The organism is Anaeromassilibacillus senegalensis (assembly GCF_001261775.1).
Classification (GTDB): domain Bacteria; phylum Bacillota; class Clostridia; order Oscillospirales; family Acutalibacteraceae; genus Anaeromassilibacillus; species Anaeromassilibacillus senegalensis.
In genome coordinates this window covers 279,808-300,383 of record NZ_LN868535.1, presented here as the reverse complement: position 1 = coordinate 300,383, position 20,576 = coordinate 279,808, and the positions used below count along the sequence as shown (strand labels likewise).

At 53.6% G+C, this 20,576-nt stretch carries 19 protein-coding genes; 12 read left to right on the top strand and 7 right to left on the bottom strand.

What is annotated here, in order from left to right; all coding sequences use genetic code 11:
• The first annotated feature begins 98 nt into the window (after positions 1-98).
• Entirely contained in the window at positions 99-4,232 is a 4,134-nt protein-coding gene (locus BN2106_RS15490; protein WP_074017371.1) for a discoidin domain-containing protein, read from the top strand.
• A gap of 548 nt (positions 4,233-4,780) precedes the next feature.
• Here BN2106_RS15490 and BN2106_RS01695 read toward each other — a convergent pair.
• A complete protein-coding gene (locus BN2106_RS01695; RefSeq protein WP_050696839.1) occupies positions 4,781-4,954 on the bottom strand; it encodes a DUF6364 family protein in 174 nt (57 codons plus the stop codon).
• 316 nt (positions 4,955-5,270) lie between these two features.
• On the opposite strand from BN2106_RS01695, the gene BN2106_RS01690 reads away from it, so the two are divergent.
• Genes BN2106_RS01690 through BN2106_RS01680 form a run of 3 tightly spaced genes read left to right on the top strand, consistent with a single transcriptional unit; the run spans position 5,271 to position 7,603 of the window.
• A complete protein-coding gene (locus BN2106_RS01690) occupies positions 5,271-6,131 on the top strand; it encodes an alpha/beta fold hydrolase (protein WP_050696838.1) in 861 nt (286 codons plus the stop codon).
• 37 nt (positions 6,132-6,168) lie between these two features.
• Positions 6,169-6,666: a GNAT family N-acetyltransferase gene (locus tag BN2106_RS01685; protein WP_050696837.1), complete on the top strand. Its 498-nt coding sequence runs from the start codon at positions 6,169-6,171 to the stop codon at positions 6,664-6,666.
• 22 nt (positions 6,667-6,688) lie between these two features.
• On the top strand, positions 6,689-7,603 hold the full coding sequence (locus BN2106_RS01680) for an alpha/beta fold hydrolase (protein ID WP_050696836.1): 915 nt from the start codon (positions 6,689-6,691) through the stop codon (positions 7,601-7,603).
• Here BN2106_RS01680 and BN2106_RS16575 read toward each other — a convergent pair.
• Positions 7,572-7,838 carry a hypothetical protein gene (locus BN2106_RS16575; protein WP_154666381.1) on the bottom strand — a complete coding sequence of 89 codons (267 nt, stop codon included), beginning with the start codon at positions 7,836-7,838 and terminating at the stop codon, positions 7,572-7,574. The two genes, BN2106_RS01680 and BN2106_RS16575, sit on opposite strands and share 32 nt — an antisense overlap.
• Positions 7,839-8,076: 238 nt before the next feature.
• Positions 8,077-8,565, bottom strand: a complete 489-nt coding sequence (locus BN2106_RS01675; RefSeq protein ID WP_050696835.1) for a cysteine hydrolase family protein — start codon at positions 8,563-8,565, stop codon at positions 8,077-8,079.
• Between the two features lie 318 nt (positions 8,566-8,883).
• Here BN2106_RS01675 and BN2106_RS01670 point away from each other — a divergent pair, with 318 nt between their 5' ends.
• The 5 genes from BN2106_RS01670 (at position 8,884) to BN2106_RS01650 (ending at position 13,090) form a co-directional block, all read left to right on the top strand.
• Entirely contained in the window at positions 8,884-9,375 is a 492-nt protein-coding gene (locus tag BN2106_RS01670) for a DUF6323 family protein (protein WP_050696834.1), read from the top strand.
• A complete protein-coding gene (locus BN2106_RS01665; RefSeq protein ID WP_050696833.1) occupies positions 9,372-10,724 on the top strand; it encodes a DUF6179 domain-containing protein in 1,353 nt (450 codons plus the stop codon). Before BN2106_RS01670 ends, BN2106_RS01665 begins: the two co-directional genes overlap by 4 nt.
• A 123-nt stretch (positions 10,725-10,847) precedes the next feature.
• The gene (locus BN2106_RS01660) at positions 10,848-11,681 is read left to right on the top strand and encodes a helix-turn-helix domain-containing protein (protein WP_050696832.1); all 834 of its coding nucleotides are present in this window, start codon (positions 10,848-10,850) and stop codon (positions 11,679-11,681) included.
• Between the two features lie 110 nt (positions 11,682-11,791).
• A complete protein-coding gene (locus BN2106_RS01655) occupies positions 11,792-12,175 on the top strand; it encodes a hypothetical protein (protein WP_195891750.1) in 384 nt (127 codons plus the stop codon).
• A gap of 189 nt (positions 12,176-12,364) precedes the next feature.
• Positions 12,365-13,090 (top strand): MerR family transcriptional regulator, encoded by a 726-nt coding sequence (locus tag BN2106_RS01650; RefSeq protein WP_050696830.1) that lies wholly within the window; start codon positions 12,365-12,367, stop codon positions 13,088-13,090.
• A gap of 42 nt (positions 13,091-13,132) precedes the next feature.
• Here BN2106_RS01650 and BN2106_RS01645 read toward each other — a convergent pair whose 3' ends face one another.
• Positions 13,133-13,696, bottom strand: coding sequence for a chromate transporter (locus BN2106_RS01645; protein ID WP_278275340.1), 564 nt, complete (start codon positions 13,694-13,696; stop codon positions 13,133-13,135).
• Positions 13,693-14,268 (bottom strand): chromate transporter, encoded by a 576-nt coding sequence (locus BN2106_RS01640; RefSeq protein WP_050696829.1) that lies wholly within the window; start codon positions 14,266-14,268, stop codon positions 13,693-13,695. Before BN2106_RS01640 ends, BN2106_RS01645 begins: the two co-directional genes overlap by 4 nt.
• A gap of 80 nt (positions 14,269-14,348) precedes the next feature.
• Between BN2106_RS01640 and BN2106_RS01635 the strand changes: the two genes are divergently transcribed.
• Together BN2106_RS01635 and BN2106_RS01630 are read left to right on the top strand one after the other, a co-directional pair.
• On the top strand, positions 14,349-15,266 hold the full coding sequence (locus BN2106_RS01635) for a LysR family transcriptional regulator (protein WP_207641686.1): 918 nt from the start codon (positions 14,349-14,351) through the stop codon (positions 15,264-15,266).
• A complete protein-coding gene (locus tag BN2106_RS01630) occupies positions 15,253-15,993 on the top strand; it encodes a class I SAM-dependent methyltransferase (protein ID WP_050696827.1) in 741 nt (246 codons plus the stop codon). The genes BN2106_RS01635 and BN2106_RS01630 overlap by 14 nt, the downstream gene beginning before the upstream one ends.
• Before the next feature lie 267 nt (positions 15,994-16,260).
• Here the strand turns inward: BN2106_RS01630 and BN2106_RS01625 are convergent, their stop codons facing one another.
• Positions 16,261-16,740 carry a YbhB/YbcL family Raf kinase inhibitor-like protein gene (locus BN2106_RS01625; RefSeq protein WP_050696826.1) on the bottom strand — a complete coding sequence of 160 codons (480 nt, stop codon included), beginning with the start codon at positions 16,738-16,740 and terminating at the stop codon, positions 16,261-16,263.
• A 60-nt stretch (positions 16,741-16,800) separates the two neighbouring features.
• Entirely contained in the window at positions 16,801-18,750 is a 1,950-nt protein-coding gene (locus tag BN2106_RS01620) for an HD-GYP domain-containing protein (protein WP_050696825.1), read from the bottom strand.
• Positions 18,751-19,436: 686 nt separating this feature from the next.
• Between BN2106_RS01620 and BN2106_RS01610 the strand changes: the two genes are divergently transcribed.
• Complete coding sequence (locus tag BN2106_RS01610) at positions 19,437-20,486, top strand: ABC transporter substrate-binding protein (protein WP_082236312.1); 1,050 nt, start codon at positions 19,437-19,439, stop codon at positions 20,484-20,486.
• Positions 20,487-20,576 lie beyond the last annotated feature (90 nt).

Genomic DNA, 20,576 nt, shown 5'->3' with positions numbered 1-20,576 from the left:
AATCCTGTGAAAATTATGGATTCCGACTGTTTTCATGCTGCGGCACTGGGCCGTGTGTGAAAAGGGAAGAAGCAAAAGAAGAAACGGAGGAAAAGAGTATGCAAAGAAAAGGAAGAAAAGTAATCTCCTGGATCCTGGCCCTGTCCATGGCGGCGGGCGCGGTTCCGGCTGCCGCCGCGCGGACCATGGATGTTCCGGCGCCGGTCAGCGGCGTTGTGGCGCTGGCACAGCAGGAGGCGGAGGAAATCGTCATCCCGCAGAGCCAGATGACCGCAACGGCAGAGAGTGCCGCTTCCGGAGAAGGAGCGGACAAGGCCATCGACGGAAACAACGGCACCAAGTGGCACAGCAACTGGTCGGCCGGGCACCCGATCTGCCCGTTGTCCATCACGCTCGATCTGGGCGAAGCCTATGACGACGTGTACCAGCTCCGGTACTTGCCGCGCCAGGATTCATCCAGCGGAAAACCGCAGTACAACGGCGTCATTTTGGGCTATGAAATTTCCGTCAGCGACGACGGAACAACCTTTACCAAGGTGGCGGAGGGCGAGTGGGCGGAAAACCGCAATCTGAAAACCGCTTCCTTCACATCCACCGGAGCAAAATTTGTGCGTCTGACCGCGCTGACCTCCATGGGCAACAGTGCGGGCGAATACAGCCAGTTTGCATCCGCGGCAGAAATCAACATCGTGCGCCGCGCGGACTTTGCCGTAGACGCCGCCGCTTTGCAGTCTGCGGCGGCAAAAGGCAGGGAATTTTTGGACGGCTATGAGGGCGGCGAGAGCCTGGTCGCTGTTTTGAAAACGGCTGTGGAAACAGGCGAGTCGCTGATTGACGACCTGGCCGGCGGCGCGCTGCTGACACAGGAAACACTGGACGCGGCGGCGCAGGCCATCACGGCGGCGCTTGCGGACATCGCTCCGGCGGCGGAGCCGACGCCCATCCCGCAGAGCCAGATGACCGCAACGGCGGATTCATACCAGGGCGGAAACGAGGCATCCAAGGCGCTCGACGGAAACAACAGTACGCACTGGCATTCCAATTGGACCAATTACACCCCCCTGCCGCACTACATCACGCTGGATCTCGGCAAGGAATACACCGACGTCTATCAGATGAAATACCTGCCGCGCCAGGATAAGGACTGGAACGGCACGATCCTGCAATATGAGATCAGCGCCAGCATGGACGGCGAGTCCTTCACCAAGGTTGCCGCTGGCGAGTGGGAAGCGACCAAAGACGAAAAGACGGCCTCTTTTGCACCGGTTGCCGCAAGATACCTGCGCCTGACCGCCCTGACCTCGGAGAACAACGAGGCCCGGGAATTCGCGTCCGCGGCGGAGGTCAACGTATCGCGTTGGAGTCATTTTACCCTGGATACCTCCATGTTGCTGCCCGCCATTGAAGCAGGCAAATCGTTTATCGAGGATTATGCTGGCAAGGAATCCCTGCTGGACGACCTGAAAAACCTGATTGCTCGCGCGGAAGCGCTCCTGGAGAGCACAACGCCGACGCAGGAGGAGTTTGTCAGCCTCAAGACCCTGATTGAAGAAGAAATCGAGAAAATCCAATCCATTGGCAACCTTAAAAAGTTTGTCCCCGGCGATAAATGGCTGGATACGGAAGGCGATTTCATCCAGGCGCACGGCGGCGGCATTATGTACGATACAAAGTCCGAGACCTATTATTGGTATGGCGAAAATAAAGACATTGACAACGATCCGGGCACCACGCGCACCCCGGTTGTTGGCGTATCCTGCTATTCCTCCAAGGACCTGTATAATTGGAAATACGAGGGATTGGCACTTGACCCGAAGATTCAGACCGGCGAATATGCGGACGAGCTGGGACCGGAGAACGTACTGGAGCGCCCGAAGGTCATTTACAACGACTCCACCGGCAAATACGTCATGTGGGCGCATATCGACAGCGCCAACTACGGCAAGGCGGCCGCCGGCGTGGCGGTCAGCGATTCACCGACCGGCCCGTTCACCTATATCCGCAGTGAGCGTCCGAACGGCCAGATGAGCCGCGATATGACGCTGTATAAGGATGAGGACGGAAAGGCCTATCTGATTTATTCGTCTGAGAACAACGCGACCCTGTATATCTCCCTGCTTTCCGACGACTACCTGAGCCAGTCCGGCACCTATACCCGCAACTTTGTCAATATGTCCCGCGAAGCGCCGGCGATGTTCAAACACGACGGCAAGTATTATATTGTTTCCTCCGGCTGCACCGGCTGGAGCCCGAACGCCGCGGGTTACGGCGTGGCAGATTCCCCGCTTGGCCCGTTTGAGAAGCTGCTGCCCAACCCGTGCGTGGGGCCGGACGCCAACCTCACCTTCCGGGGCCAAAGCACCCATGTGCTGCCTGTCGAGGGCCGCCCGGATAAATTCATCTTCATGGCGGACCGCTGGAACGCCAACAACTTACAGGATTCCCGCTATTTATGGCTCCCGATGCAGTTTAACGAGGACGGCAGCCTGAAGATCGAGTGGATGGACGAGTGGGATCTCTCCTATTTCGGCGCGGATCGCTCCGAACTGCTCGCGGTACAAAAAGAGGCGTCGGCACTGAAACAGGCCGATTATACGCCGGAGTCCTGGGCGGCGCTGCAAACCGCGCTGCTGGCAGCGGCGGACCTGGCAGAGGATGCGGATCAGGCGGCGGTTGACGCGGCGGCAAAGGCCATCCGCGATGCAATCGACGCGCTGGAGAATGTGGTGCCCTCTGAGAAAACCATTACCATTCGTTACAGCGGCAGATCCGCTTCTTTGAGCGTCAATGAAGTGGCGCAGCCGATTGCCGACAAGATCGGCATGTATTCCATCCCCGCGGAGGCGGAGGAACTCACCCTGACCTTCACACCGCCGGAAAACCGCCTGTTCGCGGGTGTCCAATTGAACGGCGCGGCGCTGGCGGAAAAAGACTTTGAGGCGGATTCCTTTACCGTTGTGATTCCGGCGGACGAGGCGGCGCTCGGCATGGAGAGAACCTATTCCTTCACCGTCGTCAGCAAGTTTGCGCTGGAAACCGCCGTCCGGATCGCGGAATCCTGCGTAGGAGGCGACGAGTACAACAACGCTGTGCAGATCGTCCAGGATAATCTTGACGAAAAGCTGAAAAACGCACAGGACGTTCTGGATCAGAAGACCGCCACGCAGGCGGAAATTGACGAGGCGCTGAACGACCTGCTCCGCGCGGTGCAGATGCTGAGCTTTGAGGCCGGCGACACCAGCGCGCTCAGCAAACTGATTGAAACCGCCGAGATCATGAAGGAAAGCGGCGACTACACCGAAACCAATTGGGATGCCTTCCTTGCGGCCCTCGATGAGGCGAAGGAAGTCGTTGCAGATTCGAATGCGCTGAAGGTCGATGTGGAGCGCGTCAGCAAAGCGTTGGTGAAGGCCATGGAGGATCTGGTGCGCAAGGCGGATAAATCCGGTTTGGAAACCGTTCTCAACCAGGCACTGGAGACCATGGAAATCATCGACCAGTATGTACCCGCCGACGAGGCGATTCTGGCGGCGGCAATCGAGGCTGCGCAGGATGTCTATGACGATCCCGACGCTTCCCAAACGGCAATCAACGAAGCCGCCGATACGCTGGCAAAGGTCCTGCTGGAGCTGCGTCTGATTCCGGACAAGAGCGTGCTGGAGGATTGGATTGATAAGTCCGAAACGATCAACCCGAACACATATACAACAGCGTCCTACCGCAATTTCATGGAGCAGATCGACCTGTTAAAGGCGGTCTATGAAGACCCGAACGCCTCCCAGGCGGATGTGGACGAAGTCTGTGAGAAGGCCAACAAGGCCTGGAACGCGCTCAAGACCGCCGGAACAGGCGGCAGCGGTGGAAGCAGCAGACCGTCCAAGCCCTCATCCACACCGAGCACCTCCGGTGCGGGCACGGCGGTTGTTGGCAGTCCGGTGGTTGCGGCGGCGCAGAACGTGGCGGCTTCCGTCCGTTCCGACACGACCCTGCCATTTACGCTCAAGAAGGGCGCGGCCTATTGCTTCAAGATGACCGTTGTCAATGGAAACGGCCTGGTTCCGAACTTCACCGTCGGTGACGGCAGTGTGCTCAAGACCCAGTTCGTGGCGCAGATTGGCAACGACTACTATTACAGAGTCTGGGCGGTTGGCGCACCGGGCCAGAGCACCGGCGTGTATACCACTCTGCCGGGCCAGAATGCAGTAAAGCATTGTATCGTGACGATTGGCTGATGGTGGCGTAGGGCAAAATGTGTTTTTCCAGACCTGCGGTCAGCACGGCCCGCCCTGTCGTGTTTCTGAAATCATACCCTCGCCTGTGGCAGGACGGACGGGACAAGCTCCCGGGGCTTTCATACCTTGCAGGTAACGGCTTAAATGCATTTTTCCGCTTTTCTGAAAAGCGGCGGGTTCAAAGGGCAGAGCCCTTTGCCGCTCCTAGCAAGGAGCGGGACGTGCAACGTCTTTCGCGGACTTCCAGTCGGGACGCGCCTATGGCGGGAACCATTTTCACCTTACAGGTAATGGTTAAAGAGTGTTTTTCCACTTTTCTGAAAAGTGGCGGGATCAAAGGGCAGAGCCCTTTGCCGTTCTCCGCAGAGAACGGAACTCTCTTCCTGAGAAGAGCGAGTGGGAACGAGTGATATGCTCCTTTATTAATCTTTTGTGCTACCGGACAAATTTCGGGGGCCGTTGCAGAATAAAACTGCAACGGCCCCTATCTGTTTGCTTTCTGCTCCCACAATAAAGTAAACATACGGCTTGAGCATTTCGGATTTGTTTCAAATGACCTGTTCCATGTCTGTGCTGAATTCCCCGGATTGTTTTAAATGGTCTTTTAAAACCAGATTTATGTATTGGGAAAGGGAGCGATCGTGTTCTTCTGCCAAAAAATTGACTTTCTGAATGACCTCTTCATCCAAAGTTATACTTACTTTTTGTTTCAAAGGCTTCATTGTACCACCCTGCTTTAGAATATCACAGAATGCTACTATATGCTGGCAAATCGCTTAAAATAGTACAAAGTAGTATGGAATCCTACATAAGGGTTTAGAGGATTTCCACAGACTGCCAAAGAGGGATAGAAAAATGTTTTCCACCGAAAAGCGCCGGACGGTGGAAAACCGGCCGCCTCTCTTTGCTGTGCATGGCCTGCGTCAGATTGCTGGCCCGGAAATTTCCAGTTTGACATTGCGGCGGGGAGCCGTTACAATAAAAACAAATCTGCCGGGAAGAATGGGCGGAGCAAGGGAATGATTGCGAGGTAGAAAATTGAAAACGATCTATAAGAGTGAAGACGGAAAAAATGCCGTGTTACAACTCTATGACAGCCAGTTGGAAAAGCTCGGCTGTAGCTATCAGGATCAATACGTTGCGACTTCCTATGGACGAACGCATCTGGTGGAAACGGGAAATTTGAATGGGCCTTCGCTGTTGGTCTTCCACGGGGGGAATTCCACCACTGCCTATCAACTTTTGCTTTGCAGGTTTTTGCTGGACGAGTTCCATGTTTACGCGGTTGACATCATCGGCCATCCCGGAAAGAGCGCGGAAGTAAGCCTGTCTCCCCATGGCTACGATTATGGAGAATGGGCAAATGAGGTGGTGAGCGGACTGGGTTTTAACCAGATTCGCTGCTTTGGCGGTTCGTTTGGCGGCGGCGTTTTGGCGAAGTTCATGTGTGTCGCCCCGGAAAAGATCGTGAAGAGCGTATTGCTTGTTCCGTCGGGAATCAACAACGCATTGCCGGTCGGCTCTGCCAAAATGATGCTTCCGTTGCTCCAATACGTTTTGACAAAGGATGATCAATATATAACGCGGGCGGCCCTGTATATGGCGATCACCAGGGAAGTTCTGGATACGGACACGCTTGATACCGTGAAGAACAGCTTTCAGTATGTTAAAACGAAGATCGGGATGCCCTCCAATGTCAGTGGAAAAAAGATGAGGCGATGCACAGCGCCGGTTCTTGTGATGGCGGGCGAATATGATTGCTTGTTCCCTGCAAGAAAGGTGCTGAAAAGAGCGGAAAAAATAGTTCCTGACAATACTCTGTATGAGCTGAAGGGCCGGGGGCATATGCATATTCTGACGGAAGAGGAAAAGAGCAGGATCATCCAATTTCTAAAGTGATGTTTTATCTGCGGAAGAAGCGCGAAAGGCGGCGGCTATGGAATATACCATACGGGAAATGACGCGGGCGGAGTATCCGCTGCTGGAAGACTTTCTATATGAAGCAATCTTCCAGAGGGACGCGGCGAACAGGCTTCCCCGGGAAATCATCAAGGATCCCCAGTTACAGGTGTATATCAGGGATTTTGGAAAACAGAAAGACGATGCTTGCCTGTGCGCCGAGGTGCGGCAAACGGTGGTCGGCGCGGTCTGGGTGCGCAATATCCCCGGATACGGCAGTGTGGACAGTGAAACGCCGGAGTTTGCAATTTCCCTTTATCCGGAATACCGGGGCCACGGAATCGGGACCGATTTGATGCGCCAAATGTTGGCGCATTTAAAAAATGCCGGCTATGCGCAGGCTTCTCTGGCGGTGCAAAAGGACAATTACGCATTGCGGATGTATCTGGCGGTCGGTTTTCAGATTGTGGCGGAAAACGAAGAAGAATACATCATGGTTCACCGTTTGGAACGGTACCCTACACCAAACGCGTGAACACGCGGGATCAGGAGAAAAAATGTATATCAATCAACAAGGAAAAATGCCTATAAACGGCACATGGCAGTATCTTTCGGTTCGGGCGGAAAGGAAGAATGCGCCCCTTCTGCTCTATCTCCACGGCGGGCCGGGAGACGCCGCGCTGCCGTTGGTTTTGCAGTATAACAAAGAGCTGGAGACGCGCTTTACCGTTGTGGTATGGGAACAGCGCGGCGCGGGAAAGTCGTACGATGCATATGACGGCGGCGCGCTGACGTTGAATATGTTTTTAGAAGACCTCAAAGTTTTGGTGGAAACGCTGCTGGCATGCTTTAAACAGGAGTCCTTATATTTGGTGGGGCACTCCTGGGGAAGCGTTTTGGGGCTGAAGTTTACCCAATCCCATCCAGAGCTGGTCCGCGCGTATATTGGCTGTGGCCAGGTGGTCAATATGAAAAAATCCTGCCGGATTGCTTATGCGTATGCGGTCGATCACGCGGATCAGAAGGCGCTGAAGCGGCTGGAGAAAATTGACTGCTCCTATACGGCGGACAACTGGCTGAACGATCTGCTTTTTGTCACAAAACAGGTGGTAAAGCATCAGGGTTCCCTTTATGGCAGATCAAATTATAACGATCTGATCAAACCATTCCTGTTTTCAAAGCACTATACGCTTTTTGACCTCTACCGGCGGCAGAAGGGAAGCCTGCGGTCGATTCAAGCTTTGTGGCAGGAGCTGATGCAGGTCGACTTTGAGGGCGTAACGCAATATCAATCGCCCGTTCTTTTTGTGGAAGGGCGGTATGACAGCCATGTTTCGTCCGCTCTTGCAAAGGAATACTTCGACACGATCGAAACGGAGAAGCAGTTCTTCTGGTTTGAGAAGTCCTGCCATTTTCCGCAGTGGAGCGAAAACGACCGGTTCAGCAAACTGCTGATCGGTTTGCTGGAATAAAGCTGCCTGTTATGAGCGGCAAAAGCTGCGCCGGCTTTGCGGGATGCGTATGCTTTGGCAAAGCTGAGAAAATGCTCTCGTGTGCGGTTGTCAATTTCTCCCCCTGTGCCGGGAGAACGAATTGACTCAAACGATAGAAAAATGCCTGCAAAATCCAATCTGATGCGGATTTTGCAGGCATTCTTTTATTGCGCCCATGTTTTTTAGAAGATTCCGAGATATCCACGCGCAACATAAAATGGACTGCTGTGGCTTTCTTGCTGATCCGCGCAGTGGCTTTTTTATTGCCTGTATCGTTAAATGGCCATCATAAGGGGGGAAATCGTTTCGCAGGCAGACGCCGCAAACCCGCATGGAATGGGCTTTTCTCAAATCCAGCGAATTATGCGGCGTAATCTGTAACAGCGTGGCTTTGTATAGTTGGGCGCTACAACGCTTTTTTCTCCAGTTGGTAAATCCGGTACTTGAAAGCCTTACATCACTTCATCCAGTTTCTCAATCATGCACCCTTTGCTCTCATAATATTGAAGCATTTCATCGATTTTTCTTTTATCATAACTGGTGATGCAATCAGACAGAACGTGAACATGGTAACCTTTTTTAGCCATATTGTAGCAAGTGGATTTTACGCAGGCTATGGCATCTGCGCCAGCAATGTAGAATTCACCAATTTCATGTTCCCTTACAAAATCAGCGAATTCTTCACTTGTTAATGCATTTCCCTTGGTTTTTGTAAAGATATTTCCAGATTCAATTTTCATATCTGGAACCAATTCAGCGCCATGTGTGCCAGGCTTGAAGGTTCTTGTTCCAGCAGATAAATTATTATGTTTTATGTAAACAACATGAATATTATTTACAGTTGCCCAATGAATGGCCTTGTTGATATTTTCAATAATTTCCTTGTAATTCTTTGTAATATCATTTTGAATGTCGATCACAATTAATGCTTTGTTTTTCACGTTTTTTACTCCTTAAATTCTGGATTGTTAAATCATTTGTTGTTCGCCCTTGGCGTGGTATAACAAAACCCGGTGTAATAGAAATTTGCGCAAAAAAAATAAGAACCCATTGCGAGTCAAATGCCCGCATGGATTCCCGGTCAAAAACAATCTTGACAACGGCCGCCACCGATGGTATACTAAAACAACACGGCACATATTAAAAATATAAACACTATTACATATACACTATATCATATAATTTGCGCCGTGTCAACCCCTTTGGCAAACTATTTTTTTAATTGTCAAGCAAACGGATGACAAAAGGAGGCGGCGCCAATGGAATGGATGGTTCCTTTATTTCCCCCCGGCCTGCTGGAGCGGCAGGCAGTCGCGGAGATTGTCCAATACAACGAACGGACCGCACCGTTTGGCCTCACGCTGACCCCCGCCGACGCAAAGGCGTTGGTGGAGACGCGCGGAGAGGCCCTGCGCACCAGCGGGCGCGTGGAATTCGGCGGCGGAATCATCGACAAGCTGATCGATGTGTTCTGCGATTCCCCGTTCCTGCATCAGCGCAATTACACAGAGACCCTCCATGCGCTGTTGGAACTGTTTTACTATTTTAAAAATGAATCGCTGGACAAGCTGAACGACGCCGAGCTGCTGGCCGCCATGAAAGCGTCGTTTGACGGCGAGTGCCGCGGCTCTGTGGAGCTGTTGCAGGGGCGGGAACTGGAGTGGCTGGCCCACTGCGTTCGGTTTGGGGGTTCTCCGGAGGAGGAGCCGGACGAACTGGATTCGTATTTTTGGGAGGAGATAGAAGAATGAATCACCAACTGGAAGCCCAAAGCGTGCTGAAGGGAGAACACCTGAACCGCGCACAATATCTCCAGTCGCTGTTGAGCGCCGCATACCGGGCGCATTTGCTTTCCGATGCGGAGATGGAGCGCATGCAATTGGAACTGGTTGCCCTTTTGGCGGAACAGACTCAGCGCTTCACGCATGGAGAGAGCAGCTCTCTGCCGGTGGAAACGGCGCAGAGCCTGCTGCAATCGGTGTATTACGGCGTGGGGGAGTATCTGAAGACATTGCCGGACGCGGCGTCCGCCCTGCGGCAACTGCAAAAAGAGCCCCTGCACACGCTGTTCCAGCGGGGAAAAGCTTGTTTGCTGAAACGGGTGGAGGAGTTAAAGGACCTGTACCGGCAGGTACTGGAAACCCGCCTGCCGACAGAAAGCCGCGCCTACAACGACACAATAGACGGCATCCAACCCTTTTTCAGTACGTACGATTTAGAGTTTACCGGGCATGAGACGCCGGGCGCAATGATCGACTATCCGCTCTGTATGGAGGTGCAGGGCGAGACGGGGTGTTCCTTCCTGCGCCGGTACCTGTATCACCTCCTACAGGAAAACCGTTTTTTGCAGCGCTTTGCGCCGGAGCGGATTGACACGCTGCTGCGCGCCTATGACCAATCGTATCCGGAGCTTCTGTTCAACCTCTTTGAACATGTGCTGATCCACGCGCTGGCCTGTGTGCTTTGCAGGAAGGACCCGGCGCTGCTCTGTCTCACATCCGGGGACCGGGAATCTCTGCGCGCGCAGTTTACAGGAAAAACGCTGGAAGAAATCCGGCCGGTTTTGACAGGTGCGGTGGAACAGTTGCAGATACCGGACGGGACGCTGGCCCGGTACGTACGGGAGAGCGCGTCGCAGCTGGCGGCAAAGCTGCGGCTGGCGCTGGACCACAATGCACTGGAAAGCTTTTTTGTCGTTCCGATGGAGGCGACAGAGAAAGTCATTCAGTTTATGGATGGCGAACGGATGCCGGACGAGGTGTTCCGCGCGTTCATAGATGAGGTGAGCGCTTGCCGCGATCTTTCTGATAAAATCAGGCGCGTCCGGGAACGGGTGCACAGCATGCAGGACCTGACGGACACGCTGGCAGGCGGCTGCCTGTTCGGCCCGGAATACGTCGCGCTGTTTGCCGTACTGGAAGAAATTGAGCTGGCGCTGCTCTGGAATCAGCTCCCCCAGGTGGAGAATGACCTGCACCGCACGCGCGGAGACGAAGAATGGCAGCAGGCTTTTTCAGTTTGGCTCCAACAGCAGCCGGAGGCCCGCCGTGCCCGGATTTTGGCTCTGGCAGCACATATTTCCCTGCCGGAGGACGAATAAACGACTCTACGATTCGTTTACCCGGCGGTTTTCCATGCATTGTCGGTTGTTTTCTGCGCGGGCTGCTGGTACACTGGAAGAGCAGACCGACGCAGAGCGGGCATGCAGGAAAGGATGAATACCATGAACGAAGAAAATCAGATTGGGCTGCGGATCATGCAGCAGAGAAAAAAACTGGGCATGACACAGAAGCAGTTGGCGGACCGCCTGCATGTGACGGACAAAGCGGTATCAAAATGGGAGCGGGGACAGGGGTACCCCGATATTAAAACGATCCCGGTGCTGGCAGAAGAACTGGGCGTCAGTATGAACGAGCTGCTCAGCGGCGAACCGGAGGAACAGCCCGCGCCGGAGACGGAACGGGTGGTGCAAAACGCGCTGGAATATGCGGATCAGGTTGTAAAAAAGAAGAAACGTATTACAACGGAGCTGGTGATGACCGTCATGACCACCGTGTTCCTGCTGGCGATGCTCGTATGCGGCATCTGCGACTATGCGCTGCATGCGAACCTGACCTGGTCGGTTTTTCCGATCAGCGCCATTGCGTTCACATGGCTGGTGCTCACGCCACTGATCTGGTGTAAAAGACACCGGGTAGCAAAAGCCCTGCTTTCCCTGACGGTTTGGATCGTACCATTTTTATGGATCATAGAGGTGAACAGCCCGGTAACCGGCTGGCTGCTGCCGATGGGCGTGCCGGCGTCGCTGATGGGGCTGGCGTACCTATGGGTGCTTTGCTGGCTGTTCTGCTATACAAAATGGAACCGCTGGAGCTGTGCCAGCATCGCCATGCTGTTGATGCCGGCGCTGGATTTCGGCCTGGACCTGGTGGTCGCGCAGGCGTTGGGGACGCCGATGGAATGGGTGCAAAATCTTTTGTCGGTCCTGGTCGGCCTTTTGACGGCTGCCGTGCTCTTTAGTATTGGAAAACGAAGGGAAAGACGGAAAGAAATTTGATTAAAAAATAAAGAGCGAATCTGCGGTACAATAAAAACGGAAGCATCGTACCAGATTGTAATTGCTCAGTATAAATAGATATGCTATAATAACGTCAACGGGGGGATACAATGATGGAAAAGGAAATGTTAGAACTGATCCTTAAGAAGATGGAATCTCTGGAAGCTGGACAAAATGATCTTGTATCAGGGCAAAAAAGGCTGGAAGAGAACCAGCAAGCTACAAATAAGCGTTTGGATCAGCTGGAAGAGAACCAGCAGGCCACAAATAAGCGCTTGGATCAGCTGGAAGAGAACCAGCAGAAGTTAGCGGATAACCAACAGAAAACCAACGAGCGTCTGGATCAACTGGAGCTGAATGTCTCTGAAATCCGCAGGGATGTGAAGAAAATCGGTTGGCAGGTTGACACGCTTTATCAGTGGGTCGATGATGTTGATATTAGGAGCAAAACAAACAGAGAGATCATAGACCACCTGAAACAAAAAGAAGCATAAATAAATGAAAAAACAGGCAGTGTAGCAAGTTGCTTACGCTGCCTTTTATAGTTCCTTGAAAAATGGTTTATTAAAACATTTTAAGCCTGTCAGGGACCGAAAACGGGTAAAATAGTAAAATCCCCCTGCGTCACCTCTTGCTTGTGACGCAGCGTCATGCGGTATGGTAAGGGCAAGGAGGTGAATTCTATGTCGAAATACACAACCGGGGAACTGGCAAAGCAATGCGGCATTTCCGTGCGGACCGTGCAGTTCTACGATACAAAGGGGCTGCTGCATCCGTCGGAGCTGACGGAAGGCGGGCGGCGTTTGTACACGGACGCGGACTTGAAACAGATGAAACTGATCTGTCTGCTGAAATCGCTGGGGCTTTCGCTGGAATCGATCAAAGGGATTCTGCAAAGCGAACATCCGGAAAAGGTTCTCCTGCTCCTGCTGGATGAACAGGAAAAACAGCTGGACGCGGAGCTTGCGGAGAAAGCGGAGCAGAAGAAGACCATCGCCGCCGCGCGGGCCTGTCTGGAAAAGACGCAGGCCATCCCGGAAAATTTACAGAGCGACATAGAACGCATCATGATGGAAAACAGAAAAAGAAAACTGCGCCGTGTCCATTTGACCATGGTGCTTTGGGGAAGCCTGTGTACCATTGCAGAGGTGATTACGTTGATGGTTTGGGGCTTTTATGGAAACTGGATTCCGTTCGCGGTGGTTCTTCCCATTGCCATTGCGATCTGTACGCTGCTGACGCGGATGTATTACCGCAGTACCGTCTATCTCTGTCCCACATGCGGCGCGGCGTTTCGGCCTGTATTCCGGGAATTCCTTTTTGCCGGGCACACGCCGAAGACCAGGAAGCTGACCTGTACGCATTGCGGCAAAAAGGATTGGTGTGTGGAAACAGCGGAGGATCAATAAACAGGCAGGGAGCCGGCCAAATCGCCCGGCTCCCTGTTTTGTTTAAAAGATGGAATAGGCGAACAGGCCGACCACCCCGCAAACGAGCATCGTGCAGACCGGCCCGGTCTTCCATTTCCGCATGCAGAACAGCGATGCGCAGAACAGTGCGACGGCGACCAGGTCTACATTCCAAAGGTTGACGTCGTGGTAGTCGGAGGCGCCGAAGAAGGTCAGCAGCAGGATGGTCAGGCCCGCCGCCATGATCAGCCCCAGCGAAGAAGCCTTCAGCCCGTTGAGAATGCGGAAAATATACTGCGAGCTTTTGTATTTTTTAAAAAACTCATAAAGCAGAATGGAAATCAGCACGCCGGAGATCACGCAGCTGCACGTGGCCGCAATCGCCCCCGGGATGCCCGCAATCTGAATGCCTACAAAGGTGGAGGTGTTGACCGCCAGCGGGCCGGGCGTCATTTGGGAAATCGTGATGATGTCCGTGAAGACTTTTTCACCGATCCAGCCCTGCTGGGTAACCACCTGTTCCTGAATCAGGGGGATGATCGCATAGCCTCCGCCGATGCTGAACATGCCGATTTTCAGAAAGGTAAAGATGAGCTGTATGATCACGCGGCAGGCTCCTCCTTTCCGAAGCGCAGCTTCCAAAACAGCGTCAGCAGGCACATCAGGCTGCTGGCGAGCAGGATCAGGATCACGTTGATATTGAGGAAAAAGCAGGCGATAAAAGCGGCGGGCGCGAGAAAACACAGCAGTGCGGATTTTTCCTTTAGGATCGCCTGGTACATGTTCAGAATCAGGTCTGCCATCATCGCGGCGACACAGGCCTGCATGCCCTTTAAAACCGCCGCCAGGTACGGATTGGCGGAAAACGCCGCGTACCACTGGGACACAAAACTCAGGATGATGATGGGCGGGATCAGCGAGCAGACGCCGCTGATCAGCACGCCCATTGTGCCCGCGGCCCGTTTTCCCGCCAGAATACTCAGGTTGATTGCAATCGCGCCGGGGGACGACTGCGCGATTGCCGCCATTTCCATCAATTCGGGTTCGGTGAAAAGGTGTTTTTGCGTCACATAATATTTTTTGATCATCGGCACAACGACATATCCGCCGCCGAATGTAAAGGCGCTGATCAGCAGGTTTACACCGCAAAGCCACAGGTAAAGCCGGGGTTTTTTCATACAATCTTCCTTTCCATTGATGTAAATCCATTATACCGGTTGCTTTGCCATTTGTGAAATGCTAAAATAGGATGACAGGCATGAACAGAATTCATGATAAGAGGGGCAGTATGCAGATACGGTATTATGTCATTTTTCGGGAGGTCGCGGCGACGCGGAACTTTACAAAGGCGGCGGAGCGGCTGTTCCTGACGCAATCGGCGGTTTCCCATGCCATCAAGGAACTGGAAGAGGCGGCCGAAACCAAGCTCTTTGAGCGGCTGCATAAGAGCGTCCGGCTGACGCCCAGCGGGGAACGGCTGCTGCAAGAGGTCACCCCCATACTGGAGGAATTTGAGCGGATGGAATCCCGAATCCAGCACCTGGAGCAGGAGGCCCCGCTTCGGATCGCCTCCTGCATCACCATCGCGCAGGCCTGGCTGCTCCCAATTCTGCAAAGGTTTCGGCGGGAATGCCCGGAGGTCCCCGTCCGTGTGCAGGTGAACCGGGCGTCCGAGGCGCTGGAGCTGCTTAAACAGCGGAAGGTGGATGCCGCGTTTATCGAAGGGAACATTGCGCAGGGCCAGTTTATCGCCAAACAGTTTTCCTCCTATGCCCTGTGGGCGGTGGCCGCACCGGGGTATTGCTCCCCCGTGTGCACGCTGGAACAGCTGTTGCAGGAAACGCTGCTGCTGCGCGAGCGGGGAAGCGCGGTCCGCGAGGTGTTTGAGTCCGCGGTGACGCTGGCGGGCTATCAGGCGTCTGCCCAGTGGGTCAGCGTGGATTCCCAGCCGCTGATCGAGGCGGCAAAGGCAGGGCTTGGGATCGCCGTCCTCCCGGAAATTCTTGTTGCCCCGGAAATAGAACGGGGAAGCATGCAAAAAATCGAGGTTTCCGATCTGTGCCTGACGAACAGCCTGACCATTGTGGTGAATCGAAACCAATATCAGACCCGTTCGCTGCAACGACTTTGGAACATGGTAGAACAAGAAGGGAGAATCCCATATGAAAGAAAATAAATATGACGACCCGGTATTCTTTGAAAAATACAGCCAGATGAGCCGTTCCCAGCAGGGATTAGAGGGCGCGGGCGAGTGGGAGACACTGCAAAAGCTGCTGCCCGACTTTGCCGGGAAGCGCGTGCTGGACCTCGGCTGCGGCTACGGCTGGCACTGCATCTACGCGGCGGAGCACGGCGCGTCTTCCGTCACAGGCATCGACCTGTCGGAAAAGATGCTCGAAGTTGCCCGGGAAAAGACCCAATTTCCGCAGGTGCGCTATCAGTGTATGCCGATTGAGGATATCGACTATCCGGAAAACAGCTTTGACATCGTTGTCAGCTCCTTGGCCCTGCACTATGTCCCGTCGTTTGACGCGGTCGCAAAGAAGGTAAATTCGTGCCTTGCGCCGGGCGGCGTATTCGTCTTCTCGGCGGAGCACCCGGTCTTCACCGCCTACGGAACACAGGACTGGTATTACGATGAAACCGGCGCGATCCTGCATTTCCCCGTGGACAACTACTTTTATGAGGGGAAGCGCGAGGCGACGTTCCTGGGCGAAAAGGTGACCAAGTACCACAAGACCTTGACCACCTATCTGGACGGCCTGCTGACCAATGGGTTTGCGATCCAGCGCATCGTGGAGCCGCAGCCGCCGGCGCATATGTTCCATATCGAAGGCATGAAGGATGAAATGCGCCGCCCGATGATGCTGATTGTCTCCGCGCGGAAGGCGCGGAAGGTATGAAAACAGGGTAATTGAAAATGAAAGATAAATATTTGCAATGGACAATCCTTATCATATTGGTTACGGCTGTCTTAATCGCTCTGCTTTGTTTTTTCGCTTTACAGAATGGGTATGATTTTAAAATGACCGGGATCCCCCCAGGAAGTCCCACTGCAATTGATTAGAAAAGGTTATGAATCATTTTTACACATAAAAAACAGGCGTGTTCTGTCTTTCATGAGAGAATACGCCTGTTTTTATGTATAACGATGTTTTAAATCAAATCATTCATTCCCGCCTGCCGCTCTGGAATTTTCCGGTCAGCGTCGCTTTTTGCAGGATATGCCCTTCCATTTCCGCCAACAGGTCCTTTCGTTTGCAGTGCGGCGGCAGAGAAACGGTACAGTCCAGCACATAAACGGTAAAGGTGTACGAGTGGACGGCTTTGAACGGCGGTTTTGGGCCTTTATACCGGTTCCTCCCATATGCGATGCCTTGAACCGCGCCCGACAGCGTGGGAACCGTTTTACCGGCGGGGATTGCAGCTGGGAGCGCCTCCCGGGCCGGGACGTTCCATAGTACCCAGTGGTTATAATTGGGAAAAATCGGATGGGACGCGTCATCCATCGTAACGGCAAGAGAGACAGCCCTTTTGTCCAGGCCGCTCAGCCGCAATGCGGGGGAAAGGTTTTTGCCCCGGGCAGTGTGGTCCAATGGAATCCACCCGCCTTCAGAGAACGCAGGGCTTGTCAAAAGTAATGGTTGCATAATACCGCCTTTCGTTTTACGCATAGGGCTTGTACCGGCGCTGTATGCGGCTCTTGCGGCTCAGTCAATGGAGGCGGGCAGATTCAGATCGAACTGCCATGTATGGGTGTTTGGACTGTGTTGGCCGGTAGATTCTTCTAAAATGGTTTTGTGTACGGTGTAATAGACCTCACGCCGGCCTTCCTCTAAAAGATGGCGCAGCCGGGCTTGCAGGCTCACGTCATGGTCGATGAGGTCGACGATATCCCCGGAGTAGCGCGTCCCCCGTCCGCCGCGCAGCTCGTCCATCACAGTGGAGAAGTCCTTGGCGGCGGCATAGTTGCGTCCCAGGTTATCGGTGGCGGCATCCAGGCTGTCGCAGACGGTAATGATATCGATAAAGATTTTCTGCGGGGAGGTGGTACGGCTGTATTCTGCCGGGTAGCCGCCGGAGCCGTCAAAGCTCTTGTGGTGGCCGAAGGCGATATCCCGGAATACCGTCAGTGCGGGCAGATGATCAAGCATCTCCCTGCCGGTGATGGGATGCATTTTAAGGACCCGGAACTCCAGGTCGCCCAGCCTGTGGCACTGCGCGTTAATGACGCTGGAACAGACCAATTTGCCGACGTCGTGGAGCAGTGCCCCGCAATAGAGGTAACGGTGATACTCCTGTGCGTGCGCCTGGACCTCTGCCGCCGAACTGGCGCCCGGCAGTCCCACCAGCAGTTCCGGTTTGCGGCGGACAAGGGTATCCACAATCTCTCCGGCCAGCTCCGCCACCATGATGGAATGCATGGCGGTCTGGACCTGCCGGAACATGGTCAGCTTTAACAGGGATCGAAGCAGCTCCTGTCGGTCGGTTTGATGGGAGAGCACCGTGAGGATGTAGCAGTAATTATAAGAAGCGCAGATGTAGTCGGCCAAAGAGGTATATGGACGCGTGGAAAAATACCGGATAAAAAACGACTGCACGGTGCGGTAAAGCGCCGGCTCATACTTACCGCCGCGGGTCAGCGTCTCAATGGAAAGCTGAATGGCTTCAACCGCCTCTATTGCGTGCTGGCTGAATGTACCGCTGTCAAATAGAGATTGGGCGTAGCTGCCCATATAGGTGCGGATGCGTTCCAATACGGCTTGATCGCTGCACAGTCCCACAAGGCGTTGGGCCATCCCATAGACCAGTTCAATTCTGACCCGGTAGAATTCCGAGTGCCCAGGTTCCGTTTTACAGGAACGGTACCGGCGTTCCGCCGCCTGATAGATGGCGTTCGCCTGGTCCGGGGTGCAGTCTTCCGGTGAAAGGCATAGGGCCGCAAATCCCAGATAGTGATCAAAGTCGGGCAAAATGGTATTGAATTCATAGCCCTGGTCTTCCGCTATAACGACTTCCGTGGCGCGGACGGCGGCGTCATGGCACTCGATCATTCGATCCAATCCCTCTGCGGTGGCCCGGCCCAGTTTGAGCAGGGTCCGCATATGGTCAAACAGGAGATCATAGATGGATAATCCCATGCTCCGGTCCTCCGGCGTCAGATTGAAAAAGTGCCGCTCGTAAATTTCTCTGGCACGGGTGCAGTCGGCGTCGACCTCGTCCAACAGATGGATGGGGTCCAGGAATGCCAGGCAGAAGGCACGCACCAGGTAGCATTTCATCCGCGAGGGCTCGTCCCACAGGGGCGCGTAAAAGTCCAGCAGGGATTCCGCAATTTCATGGGCGGCGCCCAGATCCTGTATACGGGTGATATAACGGAACAGAGCAGCCAGCAACGGATCCGCGATTTCCCTTGTCCACCTGCCGGGCGTGCGGGTAAACCAGCGGATATGCCGGTCCAGCATTTGTTCGTTGCGGCAGTATGCTTCCCGGATTTGCGCGGAATTGTGCTGATAAAGGGCAATCCACTCATCCGCGGGTAGTTCGCTTTGCACCAATGCATAGCTGCGTTCGTTCAGTTCAGAAATAATCGCGTTGTAGTCTGTAAGCCACTCCGTCCAGGCTTCCCGCGTGCAAAATCCATGAGATTCTTCTGACATCGTTTATGTCCCCCTTGCGGTTCTATCGTATTCCCAACCAATGAAATAGAAAAGGATACGGAACAGTTGTCTTTCACGGTAACGGATGGTTACCGAATCGCCGTCAGAATCCCATCGGTCGATCCCTTTGTTAAAAATACTTATATAATAGTCTAAAACGAAACCGTTAGAAAGTCAATTTTAAATCAAAACAGGGTTGACAAAACAAGGTAAGATGTGTCATATCGCACAGGTTTATTAAAATTCTGTGGAATGGACGGGCTGGTTTGGCCCCATTTCAATGGAGCGGGTATCATTTACGTCCATCTGTTTCCCCGATTGTGCTGGAAAAACAAACGTACCGTCCCGGTTTGCATGGGGCGGCGGCCGGGGATAGGAAGAAAAGACTCGTGTTTTTAAATGAATAGGAAGCCGCTGAGGTTCCTGACACGATTTTTGGGTTCAAACTGGAAAACATGGAAAAAAGCGCGGCGTACAGCGGTGTGCCGCGCTTTTTGGCGCCTTTTTTCACCGAATCCTCTTTTTAAGCGTGCTAAAAAATCGTAAATTCAGGTTTTGTTATCGTAAAGACTTTACCTGCCGCGCGCAGTAGAATATAGACATCGAAAGGGGAACGGCCCTAAGGCGGATCGAGAGAACGCCTGAACCGAAAATAAAGAGGATTTCGTTTAAGGAGGACAAATTTTATGAAGACAACAAGAAGAATCGTCGCGGCAATGCTTTCCGTACTGATGCTGGGTGCAGCGTTTACAGGCTGCGGCAACGAGCCCGCCGCACCAACAACCAATGATCCCTCATCCGCACCGGTTGAGAACAATCCTACACCGGACAACGGCGGCGACAAAGAGACCGACGACGGCAAGCTGAAGGTCGGCTTCGCACAGATCGGACAGGAATCCGGCTGGCGTGACGCGGAAACCGCTTCCATCCAGTTCTATGCAGGCCAGAATGTGGATACCATCGACTTCAAGTTTGCAGATGCACAGGCAAAACAGGAAAACCAGATCAAAGCAATCAAATCCTTTATCGATATGGACGTTGACGTCATCGGCCTGGCTCCGGTTGTTGAGACCGGCTGGGATGCGGTTTTCACCGAGGCGAAGGACGCAGGAATCCCGATCGTCCTGGTAGACCGTATGGCAGACGTTCCGGAAGACCTCTATGCAACATTTATCGGCTCCGACTTCATTGAAGAGGGCAAAAACGCAGCGGACGAAATGGCAAAGCTGCTCGGCAACAAGGGTAAGATCGTACAGCTGGAAGGCACCGTTGGCGCTTCCGCGGCAAACGACCGCAAAAAGGGCTTTGAGGATCAGATGGCCGCAGAGTATCCGGACATTGAAATCATCGCATCCCAGACCGGCGATTTCACCCGTGCAAAGGGCAAAGAAGTCATGGAATCCTTCCTGAAGACCTACGGCGCCGATATCAAGGGCGTTTATGGACATAATGACGACATGGTTCTCGGTGCAATCGAGGCCATTAAAGAAGCGGGCCTCAAGCCGGGCACCGATGTGGTAACTGTTTCCTGCGATGGCGTCAAGGGCATCTTTGAGGCGATGGTTGCCGGCGAAGCGAACGTCACCGTTGAGTGCAACCCGCTGCTGGGACCGATCTTCTTCGAGACCTGCCAGAAGCTCAAGGACGGCGAAGCCGTTGAGAAGTGGGTAAAATCCGAAGAGGGCATCTATCGTCAGGATACTGCCGCGGAAGATATCAAGACCCGCGTATATTAATCATAAGATCCCATTAAATTGATTACTCCTTCACTTTCTTTCTTCTTCATTCCATATAACAGGTAAGTTTTACCGACTCTGTAAAATCCG